The organism is Thioalkalivibrio sp. XN279, assembly GCF_011089885.1.
Lineage (GTDB): Bacteria > Pseudomonadota > Gammaproteobacteria > Steroidobacterales > XN24 > XN24.
Genome location: NZ_JAANBD010000025.1, coordinates 350208 through 363187, shown reverse-complemented (window position 1 = coordinate 363187; position 12980 = coordinate 350208). Strand labels below are relative to the sequence as shown.

The following is a 12980-nucleotide window of genomic DNA, read 5'->3' as shown; positions in this document are numbered from 1 at the left end:
CATCAACCGGCCGGAGTAGTTCGTGCTATTTCGCGCCAGCCGTGGTCGAATGTGAATGTCCGGGCGTGGCCAACGGGGTTCTGAATTCTGAGCACGCGGGCTTGTGCCGGATCGGTTGCGCGCTCGACCACATACAACCAGTACGCATCGCCCTTTTTACGCGCGCAGTCGAATTGCGTGTGTGACAGTCCCACGGGGCGATCTTCCAAGGTGCCCGTCATCGACTTCACTTCGATCCATCGAATCTGCCTGCCACTACTGTCGGCCTCGAAGAGGTCAAAACCTCGGTTGCCTTCCGGCGTGCGGTGCAGTCCTGGCTCAAGACCAATGATCAGATCGATTGCATTGCCCTCGATCTCCATCCGTTCTGCCTGATCGAGGCCATCGGGGTCGGGGCCATCATCATCGGGGTGCGTGCCGACGTAGGAAATGAACAGCCGCCCCCCGGCATGGCCGGGTGTCCTCTTTCCTTGCCCGCCGCCTTTGCCACCGCCTTTGTCTCCGCGGCTACCGTGGCCACTCCCATCGCCCTGGCTAACCCCGCGCGAAGCCCCCGCACCAGTGCGCCCTTGGCCACCACCTCCTGCACCCGTACCCACGCCCTCACCATCGTCCGGATCAGGGGTGCCCGGCGGGATATCCGGCATATCATCGCCGTAAAGATCTTTTGCACCGTCGTACACGTCGCCATCGAGCGGCTCGTCGGTCTCTGGCGTCGGATTCGCGCTCAGTCGGGACGTAAGCTCGGCTACAATAGCGGGGTCTCTTCGTAGCAGATCGAGAATGGCCGGGTCGATGCCTGCCTCCTTGGCAAGCTGATCGATGATCGGTGGTTTGAAGGTGATCTTGGTCTGCAGGAACGGGTTGGGCTTCCAGCCGAGGGTATCGAACACGACGAGCCCAGGAGGCACAAGTTCGCCGTCGGCATTCGGCACCCAGGCGACCGGGTTGAGCGTCCGGACGAAGGAGGCATCGAATCGAGCAGTCTTTGCCTCGTGGAAATAGCCCCACTTGTAGGATCCGTAGAAGGCAGCAGTGCCGCGCGCCTCCAGATCGGCCAAGGCCTCCCAGAGCACCTTTGCTCGGGCTGCGGCATCTTTGGGTTGCAGTTTTGGCAAAAACTCCAGCAGCTCTGTCAGTCCGCGAAGGGTGAAGTCCTCTGGCTGGTTTTCCCAGCTCGCACGTTCAAGGCCTGTTTCTCTGCGAATCTGCTCCTTCTCGGAATTCCCAAGTCCCGATCGTGCTGCTTCAGGAATGAGGTAACGGCTTGCCCCACACGACACCAGCAAGTCACGAATCTCTTCACCGCGCAGGCAGTCGTACTCGTTGTCGACGATGAAGATGTCGGGCACGCCTGCGAAAAGCTGCTGCAGGCGGTCGGTCGCGATGTAAGCCTCGCTAGGCTTAGCGACATAGGCTTCATCGTCACCGGTGTCGACCACCATAACAAAGTTGGTATCGCGCAGGGCGGACCGGAGCTTTTCCTTCTGCGCGGCTGAGTCGGTGTTGAAAGCTGCACGGATGCGCTCTATATCGGAGGCGTAGGCATCGTCGCCCACATCCACCTCTTGCTTCTGATACTTCGGCAGGAGGTTCCAGATAACATCGTCCACCGGATCAGGTTCGCTGATGCCCAGCGATATAAGGAACAAGCGAACCTCAGGTGTCGCACACACCGCGCGGCGCATCGTCGGGAAACTGGTGGCAATGGTGCCGGGCAAGAAGGCTTTGGCTTTTCCGTTCTCGCGAGCGACGACGTGCGTCCCGTCATCGAGGCGGATGAGCGGAATAGTGTCCAGATGGCGACGCAGTGCCCTCTCCTGGCCGCTCAGGAACTCGTACAGCCGCAATACCCACTCGTCGGATTGCGCCTCAAGGAACGCCTTCGTAAGGCTCGATACCAGTTTTGTCGGCGTGATCTCGTCGATGTCGAGTTCGCGCATCAGGTACTGGCGAATCTCGGGTGCTTTGTCCTGGGTGATGTCGCCTGACAACCAGGCGGCAGCCTCCGAACCGAACAGCGCCGCAACCTGTCCCGGGCTGAACAGCTCGCGCAATTCTTGCGTTCGCGCCAGCTTGGCCTGCCGGGCGGTGACATGCCCGCCATCGAAGGTTGGAAGCAGTTCCTCGTCCTGAAGCGCCTGCCGGACGGCGTCAAACATCGGCGCAAACCGCGACCCCTTTGGGAACTTCCCACGGTCAAGCGGCAGGCAGCGCAGCGCCGCGATATCCAGCAATGCGTTGTCCCGCATCCAGCGCATCGCTTCCACCAGGAGGCTGGAGGTCTCCTTGACCAGATGCAGGTTCCACGGCTCACCGGGCGGGATGTTGTCGCGGCTTGGCGTCGTGCGATACGGCCCCTGAACGAGAAAGCCCAGGTGGCTCTCAACCACCGTCGGGAAGAAAACCACCAACGCCGACTTGGCCAGCGGCTGCACTGCCCAGCGACCAGGGGTGTCCTTTACCGCAACCAGCGAGAAGGCAATTTCCCCGCGTCCTACCTTGTGCCCCTCGGCAGAAAAGATGTCGCGGTGGAACACCAGCCAGTTCTGATCCACTTCCTCCCGATCATCCTCGTTGCCGATCAACGTGATGCGCTGGACATTGGGACCGAGCGATTCCGGAGTGTTGCGCAGATAGAACCCCGACGCGCCCCCCTCGACGCTCCAGTTGATTTCGTCAATGTGGCGCAGGAACAGCAGTGCGCTAGGGCCCAACTGGCGGAACCCCGCCGTGATGTCCTGCGCTGCGCTCGCGTCCTCCGGCTTAAGGGGAAGGATGATCTGCGTCTCGTCCGCCGCGCGCACCGAACGTGTCAACCGCTTCGGAAAGACATAGTTCTCAATCGAGAAGTCCTCATCGCCAGAGTGAATCTCCGGAAGATCAGTAACGGTGTAGACGGACTTAAAGCCGAGGCCGAAGCGGCCGATGGAGGACTCGTTCTTGGTGCTTTCGGCGATATCGCAGATGCTTCGGACGTCTGCCTCGTCAAACGGCTTACCGAAATGCGAGAGCGTCAGGCGGGTCGGGGCTAGTGTGAACGTAACCTTGCGTGATCCGTTCCACTCGCCACGCCGACCGAGGGCATCCTCGGCGTTTTGCAGCAACTCGAAGATGAAGTGCGTGCGGTCGTCGTACAGCCCAGCGGCCAGCTTCCCAGACTTCTGAGCGCCTTTTGTGCCGTAGCTTTCCCGGTTCTCCTCGCAAATTGTTTCGTAGTTCGACGCCACGGGCACTCCCTCTGGGTCAGGCACCAATCTTGATGCCAAGTTTGCTCAAGTCTGCATAAGTTTGGAATATCATGACAGCATATAGCAGGAACCAAGCGCAGCACACATGACATGGGAAAGCCGATGAGCGACCAGCCGGATGAGATCCTCACGATTGACGAGGTTGCCGCCTACCTGAAGGCAGGCAAGCGCACGGTCTACCGCCTCGCATCGAGCGGAAAGATTCCCGCATTCAAGCTGGGCGGCACCTGGCGCTTCCGACGCGGCGACCTGGACAAGTGGATCGCCAGCCGCATCGGCAGGGCGATGGTGGATGACGACGAGCGGGCGGAATGACCAGCAGCGCCGCCGCCCTCCAGTCAAAGGCTAACCCACAACAGCTTGAGGCCATCCTCGCTACCGATGGCCCGGTGCTCATCATTGCGGGGCCCGGCTCCGGCAAGACCTTCATGCTCGTCGAGCGGGTCGTCTACCTGATCACGCACAAGGTTGTCGCGCCAGAGTCGCTCTTCGTCGTCACCTTCACCGACAAGGCCGCGCGTGAGCTGACGACCCGCATCTCCAATCGGCTAAGCGATCTGGGCATCAAGTTCAACCTGAACGAGATGTACCTTGGCACGTTCCACTCGATCTGCCTGCGGCTGCTGCAGGACTTCCGCGAGTTCACCCGTCTCAAGCGCAGCTTCACGCTGTTCGATCAGTTCGACCAGCAGTACTTCATCTACCAGCACATCAAGGACTTCCGCGATCTGCCCGACGCCCAGCTCGTCATGTGCGATGACAAGACGGGCCGATGGGCACAGTCGGAGAACCTGCTCAAGTGGGTCAACAAGGTCAGCGAGGAGGCGCTTGACGTCGCCACGTTGGCGGCGGCTCCAGAGCCGGAAATTCGTGCCTTGGCCGCCTGCTTTGCCAAATACCAGGAATTGCTGCACGAGCACAACTCTCTGGACTTCTCCGGCATCCAGTACGAGGCGCTGCAACTACTGGAGAAGCGACCCGAGGTGCTGGCGCAGCTGCGCGACAAGCTCAACTACCTGATGGTGGACGAGTACCAGGACACCAACACCATCCAGGAACGCATCCTCCTACTGCTCGCCGGAGAACGCCGCAATCTGTGCGTGGTGGGAGACGATGACCAGGGCTTGTACCGCTTTCGCGGGGCCACTATCCGCAACATTCTGGAGTTCCCCGCGCTGTTCGACGACGGCCAATGCAAGCAGGTCAAACTGACCGTCAACTACCGCTCACACCCGGACATCATCCGCTTCTACAACGAGTGGATGCGGGAACAGACCTGGGACGACGGCACACGCGTCTTCCGCTTCGCTAAGCAGATCGTCCCGCGCGAGGACGACTTTCTCGACATGCCCACGGCGGTGCGGCTGGCCGCCAGCAACGACAACGGGGACAGCACCAACTGGCACGCCGAGGTGCTGGCCTTCCTCAACGGCCTGAAGGCATCCGGCAAGCTCTCGGACTGGAATCAGGCGGCCTTCCTGTTCCGCTCGGTGAAGAACGACAAGGTGGTGGCGCTCGCACGTTTCCTTGAAGCCGAGGGCGTGCCCGTGTTCTCCCCCCGCTCGAACATGTTTTTCGAGCGCGAGGAGATCCGCCTGATGATCGGCGCGCTGATCTTTCTGTTCCCGCAGTTCCCCAAGGTGCGGGCATGGGCCGAAGGCGTCACGCTGCCCATTTGGGGTTTTTACGACCACCAGTGCTTCAAGCCCTTCATCGACGAGCTGCGCAAACCGGAAAACAAACCGCTGTTGGACTGGGCACGTCCGCTGGCCAAGCGCCACGCCGTGCTCACGCAGAACACCGACTACTCCTTCTCCGGACTGTTCTACCAACTGCTGCAGTTCCCGCTGTTCTCGCACTTCCTCACTGAGGAGGCTGTGCAAGGCGTGGACAAAGGGCGCGCCGCGCGCAACCTTGGGACCTTCTCCAAATTGCTCACCAAGTTCGAGTACCTGCACTTTGTCAGCGTGCTCAACCCCGAGTGGCTGGAAAAAAATCTGCGTGATCTGTTCAACCAGTTCCTGCGCTTCCTGCGGGACGGCGGCATCGGCGAGTACGAGGACGAAGCCGAATACGCGCCCAAGGGTTGCGTCTCGTTCCTGACCATTCACCAGTCCAAGGGGCTGGAGTTCCCGGTGGTCGTGTGCGGCTCGCTGGAGGCGGTGCCGCGCAAACAGTACAGCACGCTGGATGTCCTCCTGGAGGATGGTGGCCACCTGTCCAAGGGACGCTTCGAGCCGCTCGACCACATCAAGAATTTCGACTTCTGGCGGTTGTTCTACACGGCCTTTTCGCGTGCGCAGAACCTGCTCGTGCTGGCGGCGCAGGAAAAGCAAGGCCGGGGCAAGTCGCCGTCGAAGTATTTCGAGCGCCTGTTTTACGAGCTCCCCAGTTGGCGTGACATCGATCTTTCAGCCCTGACCTTCGAGGCCGTCAAGCAGATCAACCTCAAGCGCGAGTACTCTTTCACTTCGCACATCAACGTGTTCGAGAACTGCGCCGAGCAGTATCGCTTCTTCAAGGATCTGGAGTTCGCGCCCATCCGTGAGAGCCCGATGCTCTTCGGCACGCTGGTGCACCAGACCATCGAGGACATCCACAAGACCGTGCTGCGCGGCGAGGAAGGCACCATCAATTTCGACGCCATCAAAGGCTGGTTCTCGGCAAACTACGCGATGATCTCCAAGAAGGAGCGCGTCTACCTTGCGCCATCCTCGCAGCAGGCGGCGCTGCTGCACGTGTTGCGCTACTACGAGCGCGAGAACGGCAACTGGGGTCGCATCAAGGAAGCCGAGGTCGAGATTTCGCTGATCAAGGACCAGTATATCCTCAAGGGCAGCGTCGACCTGATTCGTGGCGAGCATGACACGGTCGAGATCATCGACTTTAAGTCGGAGAAGAAGCCCGATATGGAGAAGGATCGGGATCGCCTGCGTCAGTACCAGAGCCAGCTGGAAGTGTACGCTCATTTGGTGGAAGAGCGCACCGGCCAAAAGGTCAGCCGGATGCATCTTTACTACACTGGCGAGGACGGCGGCAACCCCTACGTCTCCTTCAGCAAGGACGACCGCGCCATTGGCAAGACCATCGCGCGCTTCGACGATATCGTCACGCGTATCGAGCGGCATGACTACCAGATCAAAGCACGCCCGGCCAAGCTGTGCCAGAGCTGCGACATGCGTGCCTACTGCGACAACAAGAATTGGAAGTTCAGGAAAAACGACTGATGAGCAAGAACACATCCGCGCAGGAAACCCTGCAACTGTCCACGTCCGACGGTGGCACCACCAACGTCGAGAAGTACGAGTTTGAACCTATCAAGGGCTACCCGATGCTCAACTGGCGCGGCAAGCGTCCGTTCACCTCGACGCAGTACTACCCGGCGCAGTTGAAGGAAGTCCACGGCGAGGAGGCGGATGGCTGGCGCAACAAGATTTTCTGGGGCGACAATCTGCAGGTGATGAGTCACCTGCTGAAGGAGTTTCGGGGACAAGTTGATCTCGTCTATATCGACCCGCCGTTTGACTCCGGCGCTGACTACCGCAGAACCATCAAGGTACGAGGAAAAAGTACCGCATCTGACTACGTCTCATTTGAGGACAAGCAGTACGGAGACATCTGGACTAACGACGAGTATCTGCAGTTCATGTATGAGCGGTTTATCCTGTTGCGTGAACTGCTTTCGGGAACGGGATCAATCTACGTCCACTGCGACTATCGAAGAGCGCACTACCTCAAAATCGCGTTAGATGAGGTATTCGGTGCGTCAAACTTTCAGAACGAAATTGTGTGGAGGCGGACTACTGCACGATCGGGAAGTGGCGCTTACAACCACATTCATGACACCATCTTCTTCTACACAAAGACGCCCACGTTCTCTTGGGATCAGCAGTACACGCCATACAGCAAGGAGTACCTGGAGTCAAACTTCAAGCCCGATGACTCGGGACGACTTTACCGCGAGAGTCCAATCACAGCACCAGGTTTGCGTAGCGGTGAGTCTGGAGCGACTTGGAAAGGACTGAACCCCGGTTCGATTGGAAAAGGAAGGCACTGGGCAGTGCCGAGTTTTCTCGAACACCTTTTGTCCGATGATGCCAAAAAGAGCCCGCTGAAAGCGCTCGACGAACTTGAGGCGAAGGGCCGCATTCGGTGGGCGAAGGATGGGCAGGGCCGCCCGAACGCCATCCAGTATTCGGATGACATGCCCGGTGTGGAGTTGCAATCGATCTGGACAGACTTTGTAGCTCTTTCCAGCAACTCTACAGAGTCCGAGGATTACCCGACTCAGAAGCCTGAGGAGCTGTTGGCGCGGATCATCAAGTCGTCTTCGGCAGTTGGCGCAACGGTTCTCGATTGCTTTATGGGCTCCGGGACAACTCAAGCCGTAGCCATGAAGCTCGGTCGCCGTTTCATCGGCGCTGATATCAACCTTGGTGCAATCCAGACGACCACCAAGCGCCTGATCGGCGTTGCCGATGGCCTGCGCCAGAAAGCCCTTGGTGGCGCGACCAAACAATTTACCGGCTTCGAGCTATACAACGTCAACCACTACGACATCTTTCACAATCCTGTTCAGGCCAAGGAACTGCTGATCGAGGCATTGGAGGTGCAGAAACTAGAGTTCAGCACCGTGTTCGACGGCGAGAAGGACGGGCGCATGGTTAAGATCATGCCCGTAAACCGCATCGCGACACGCGCCGATTTGAACGAACTGATCCACAACTTCGACCAAAAGGCGTGGCAGCACCGCCACAACGAGAATCCAAACCGCTCGGTCGAGAAAATCACCCTCGTGTGCATGGGCCACGAACCTGACTTGGCCGCGCAACTGGAACTGGCTGCGAAGCCATTCAAGATCGACGTAGAGGTGGTGGACATCCTGCGCGACAAAGCCGATCTGGAGTTCAAGCGCGACTCGGAGGCCATGGTGGCCATCAAGAAGGGCGAACTGCGCATCGAGAAGTTCTACCCCATGAACCTGCTGCAGAAACTCTCGCTACAGAAGGAATCGGTCGAGGACTGGAAAGAGCTGGTCGAGGCGGTGCTGATCGATTGGAACTACGACGGCGCAGTGCTGCAGCCGGCGGTGGTGGACATCCCTGGCAAGAACGCTCTGGTCAAGGGCGCGTACACGGTGCCGCAGGATGCGGGCACCATCCGCGTGAAGATCACCGACCTGCTGTCCGAGTCGTGGGAAGGGAGCGTGAGCCATGACGACTAAGCGCAAGCCCAAGGCGGTCAGCGCGTCGCTCGACTTCGCCTTCTTCCAGTTCCTCTGGCAGTTCTACCAAGCCAACCGGGGCACGATCCGCACGCACTACAAGGAGCTGACGCGCAAGTTCCTTGATTTCAACAATCCGGAGCGTAACCCCAAGGCCTTCCTGCGCCAGCCGCAGTTCGAGGCGCTGGAAATTTATGTCTTTCTTAAGGAGTTCCTCGGCAACGCCAGGGTCGAGGAGATCTTCGAGCAGTGGTTTGCAAAACAAGGCCGCTTTGCAGATCGCGCGGAAGGCGGCGTGGTGTCGGGCAGTGCAGGGCAAGTGGGCCTGTTCGACAAGATCACCCAGGATCAATACAAGGCCGTATTCGCGGCGATGCGCAAAAACTCGCGCGTCTACCCTAACTACATCTTCGCGCTGACGATGGGTACTGGCAAAACCATCCTCATGGCGACCTGCATTTTCTATGAGTTCCTGCTGGGCAACAAGTTTGGCAAGGATGCGCGCTACTGCCACAACGCGCTGGTCTTCGCACCGGACAAGACGGTGCTGCATTCGCTCAAGGAAATAGAGTCGTTCGACCTGACGCGTGTGGTGCCGCCGGAGTACGTCAACTTCCTGACCACCCACCTGCGTTTCCACTATTTAGAAGAGGCAGGCACCTCCCTGGATACGCTGGATCGTTCGCGCTTCAACATCATCGTCTCCAACACGCAGAAGATCATCCTCAAGCGCCAGCACAAGGAAAAATCCCCCGTCGACAAGCTGTTCGGCGCGACTGGCGAAAGCCTCGCGGCCACCGGCGTTTATGCCGACGCCGCCGACCTCTACAATTTTGACCAGCCGGAAGAAGAAGGCGAGCTGACCACCAACCAGCGCTTTGAGAAGCTGCGCCGGCTTGAACAGCTCGGCATCTACGTGGACGAGGCCCACCACGCCTTCGGCAAGGCATTGGCCAAGGACATGGGCTTGGGCGCGAAGGAAACCGACACCAGCCTGCGCACGACCATCGACATCCTCGCCGCCAGCCTGAGTGCGGCGGGCACGCGCGTGGTGGCCTGCTACAACTACACCGGCACGCCCTACGTGGGGCGCGAGGTGCTGCCCGAGGTGGTCTACGCCTACGGCCTGAAAGAGGCCATCGACAAGGCCTACCTCAAGAAGGTGACGTTGCACGGCTACGCCAACACCCGGACCGACGAGTTTGTCGACATCGCCATCGAGAGTTTCCTAAACGAAACAGATGGGCTGCGGCCGGAGGGGCTTTCCCCGAAGATGGCGTTCTTCGCCGCCACCATCGACGAGCTGACCAGCGAGCTGAAACCGGCCGTGGAGCGCGCGCTGCTCAAGCACGGCATCTCGAGCTCGCGCATCCTAGTCAACGTTGGCGACGATAAGCTCACCACCAACGACGACATCCGCGAGTTCAATCGGCTCGACACTGAAGGCTCTGAAAAGCAGTTCATCCTGCTGGTCAACAAGGGGCGTGAGGGTTGGAACTGCCGTTCGCTATTCGGCGTGGGCCTGTTTCGCGAGCCGAAGTCCAAGGTGTTTGTCCTGCAGGCCACGATGCGTTGCCTGCGCGCCATTGGCCAGGCCCAGCACACCGGCCACATCTTCCTCTCGGAAGCCAACCTCAACACGCTCAACGACGAGCTGGAGCAGAACTTCCGTATAAGCGCGGACGAGTTACAGAAGACCGGCAAGGATAAGGAGCGCGTCGAAGTGCGCGTGGTCGAGCCGTCAGTCAAGATCAAGCTGGTGCGCGTCCGGAAGCAGTACGTCATGCGCGAAAAGAAGCTTAAACCAGGTCAGGCACTTGGGCTCGACCGGTCCGACAGTGACGTGTGGAATGCACTGGTGGAGAAGTACCGGCTCATCGAAACCCAGTGGGAGGGCTTCGTCGCCGCCGATGCCCCCCGCGCGTCGGCTAGCCAAACATTCGATCTGACTGCTGTTCGTGAAAAGCGGACCTTTTCCAGGATGACCCTCGTCGCGGAGGTGTCTCGCTACCTGAATCGGAGCCCATTGGAGCTTGAGAAGCTGCTCGACTCGACCAAGGAAGGAACGGACGAACTAGTAGCGATGACTAATGAGTTCAACGAGTTGCTGTACGACGAGATAATCCCTCGCCTGTTCCGACAGCTTTATGATCTGGACGAGACGCAGCAGACCGAAGAGCATGAGGTCGAATTGATTAAGGTGCCGTCTAACGGCTACTACGAGGTCACCGCTGCCCGAGACAAGATTGTCCGCCGAGGTGACCGCGTGATCAAGGACGAGGAGCGCGCAAAGAGCTTCCACTTAGATACATACTGCTTCGATTCCGGGTCGGAGAACCAGCTGTTCTGGGATCTCCTCCGTGAGCAGCGCGTGAAGAAAATTTATTTCACTGGGATGCTAACCCATGGCCAGTCCGACTTCTTCATCCAGTACATCGATCCCGACTCGCGGACGGTGCGCAGCTACTACCCTGATTTTGTTTTCTTGCGCCAAGAGGTTGATGGTACAGAGAAGTACGTCATCGTCGAGGTCAAAGCCGACAACCAAATCGATGCAGCGGTGGTCCAGGCCAAGAAGGACTTTGCCCACCAGATCGCCGTGGCCAGCGGAATGGAGTACCGGATTATCAAGTCGAGCGACGCGGACAACCGTGACTATCGGATTTTGCTGTAGGTCGGGTGGTGGGAGAGCAGCTCCGAGCCGAGCGTCCCAATCCCGGATCCGGAGCCTCTAAGAATCAACGAGTTAACGAGGTGGGATGGAACGATCCGATCTATGGGACACCAGATCGCCGTATGTCGTGGATACATAAAGAGTAGAGGCGAGTGGCCGTCAAGCTACGAACCAGACGTCTGTTACATTCCGCAGATCACGAAGCCAGGCACTTGGCGGGCGCGGAACTGGTGGGCGGCGAAAGCCGAGTGCCGGTTTTGCGCTGGACTTCAAGTGGATGAGGCTGACTAAAATCCAACCCCGAGGTTCCATGCCGGCCAAAATATCAGCAACTTACTCCTCTGCTGAGGCTGACAAAATGCTGACAAAACCGAGCCGAATCCAGCCTTCTGGAGCCTAATCCAAAAAATAAGCCGCCAATAAAATCAGCGGCTTAGGTTGGTAAGTGGTGGAGGCGGCGGGAATCGAACCCGCGTCCGCGAGCCCTCCGCCCGGAGGTCTACATGCTTATTCGCGTCTATTGTTTTAACCGGCTGCTACCCGACGGACAGGGAAAACAGACGGCGATCCCTCGAGAAATTTAACCGCTCCGCCCCGGGCGGGCTTCACGGCGATCTTGTGAGTTATGACGCCTGAAATCTGGTGCTCACAAGCACGCGTCCAGTCAGACGGCACCCTACCGGGTTTTAGGCGGCGAGTGCGTAGTTGTCGTCGTTGGCAACTAAAGTTTGCAAAGTGTTTTACGAGGTCCCTGCACCTCGGCATGCACCCCGGGTTTTGCGACACACGTCGAAGCCATGTCGCCCCCAGTGATCTGTAAGACCGGCAGTCTACGCTGAAGGTTCCCGCCGCGCCAGCAATCGGGGCCGGCTGGCGGGGTGGCAGGAGGGCGCCTATATTCAAGCCTCGCGCAGCAGAAAAACAATAACCGGAACCACGTGGAGGGGAGAGAGCGATGCCGTATCCACACGCTCACTGGTACCTGCTGGCCTTGATTCCGCTGGTCGGGCTGGCCTTCTGGCCCGGCTATTTTTCCCGCCTCGGCGAGGTGCCGTGGACACTTCATGCCCACGGCATCACGGCCTCTCTGTGGCTACTGATGCTGATGGCCCAAAGCTGGGCGATTCACCATGGCAGGCGCTCCCTCCACCGGGCGGCCGGGCGGAGCAGTTTCGTTCTCGCGCCCCTGTTTCTGGGCAGCGGCTTCCTGGTGTTGAAGTCGATGGCGCAACAGACCTTTGCGGGCCACCCGTTCTACCAGGTCTTCGGCGCAGGCCTCGGCTTGCTCGACCTGCTGGCGGTGCTGTTTTTCGCCGGCTTCTACTACGGCGCGCTGCGCCACCGCCGCCGAGTCCAGCTCCACGCCCGCTACCTGCTGGCAACAGTCCTGCTGCTGTCCACGCCGATCGCCTCCAGGCTGTTCAATTTTTACGTCCCCGGGTTGCAGGTCCGCGGTCCGGAAGACATGCACCTGTTCGTCATCGGCGTTCACCTTGGCAACGCGATCGGGCTCGCCATCGCCCTTGGCCTTTACTGGAAGGCGCCGAAACATGGCCGGCCCTTCCTGATGGCGGCGCTGTTCCTCGTCACTTCCAGCATCGCCTTCCAGTGGCTCGCGGGGTGGGCGCCTTGGCAGGCGGCCTTCCGCAGCATCGGGGAGCTGCCGACCGCCGTGGTGGCGGCGCTCGGGCTCGGGCTGGGCGCGCTGGCATTGTGGCTGGGCCTGCGCGCCTCCGCACCGGGGGAAGGGCGTGGACCGGGCGTCGGAAAGGGCGGTCAGGACCTGATGCCTGGCGTTAAGAAACCCACTGAAGTATCTATTTTTTAGGCA

6 protein-coding genes and 1 other RNA gene are annotated in these 12980 nt (G+C 59.5%); 5 read left to right on the top strand and 2 right to left on the bottom strand.

Translation table 11 applies throughout. From position 1 onward, the window contains the following. Positions 1-2: 2 nt before the first annotated feature. Complete coding sequence (locus tag G8346_RS15085) at positions 3-3230, bottom strand: sacsin N-terminal ATP-binding-like domain-containing protein (RefSeq protein WP_166049309.1); 3228 nt, start codon at positions 3228-3230, stop codon at positions 3-5. 123 nt (positions 3231-3353) lie between these two features. On the opposite strand from G8346_RS15085, the gene G8346_RS06405 reads away from it, so the two are divergent. The 4 genes from G8346_RS06405 to G8346_RS06390 are packed head-to-tail and all read left to right on the top strand — an operon-like array spanning position 3354 to position 11149. Next, on the top strand, positions 3354-3566 hold the full coding sequence (locus G8346_RS06405) for a helix-turn-helix domain-containing protein (RefSeq protein ID WP_166049307.1): 213 nt from the start codon (positions 3354-3356) through the stop codon (positions 3564-3566). Further along, positions 3563-6478: an ATP-dependent DNA helicase gene (locus G8346_RS06400; RefSeq protein WP_166049305.1), complete on the top strand. Its 2916-nt coding sequence runs from the start codon at positions 3563-3565 to the stop codon at positions 6476-6478. Before G8346_RS06405 ends, G8346_RS06400 begins: the two co-directional genes overlap by 4 nt. After that, the gene (locus G8346_RS06395; protein WP_166049304.1) at positions 6478-8475 is read left to right on the top strand and encodes a site-specific DNA-methyltransferase; all 1998 of its coding nucleotides are present in this window, start codon (positions 6478-6480) and stop codon (positions 8473-8475) included. Before G8346_RS06400 ends, G8346_RS06395 begins: the two co-directional genes overlap by 1 nt. After that, positions 8465-11149: a TnsA endonuclease N-terminal domain-containing protein gene (locus G8346_RS06390; RefSeq protein ID WP_166049302.1), complete on the top strand. Its 2685-nt coding sequence runs from the start codon at positions 8465-8467 to the stop codon at positions 11147-11149. The genes G8346_RS06395 and G8346_RS06390 overlap by 11 nt, the downstream gene beginning before the upstream one ends. Before the next feature lie 446 nt (positions 11150-11595). Here the strand turns inward: G8346_RS06390 and ssrA are convergent. Continuing rightward, positions 11596-11957: a transfer-messenger RNA gene (gene ssrA, locus G8346_RS06385) on the bottom strand. A 183-nt stretch (positions 11958-12140) separates the two neighbouring features. Here ssrA and G8346_RS06380 point away from each other — a divergent pair. Beyond that, complete coding sequence (locus G8346_RS06380; RefSeq protein ID WP_166049300.1) at positions 12141-12977, top strand: hypothetical protein; 837 nt, start codon at positions 12141-12143, stop codon at positions 12975-12977. Positions 12978-12980 lie beyond the last annotated feature (3 nt).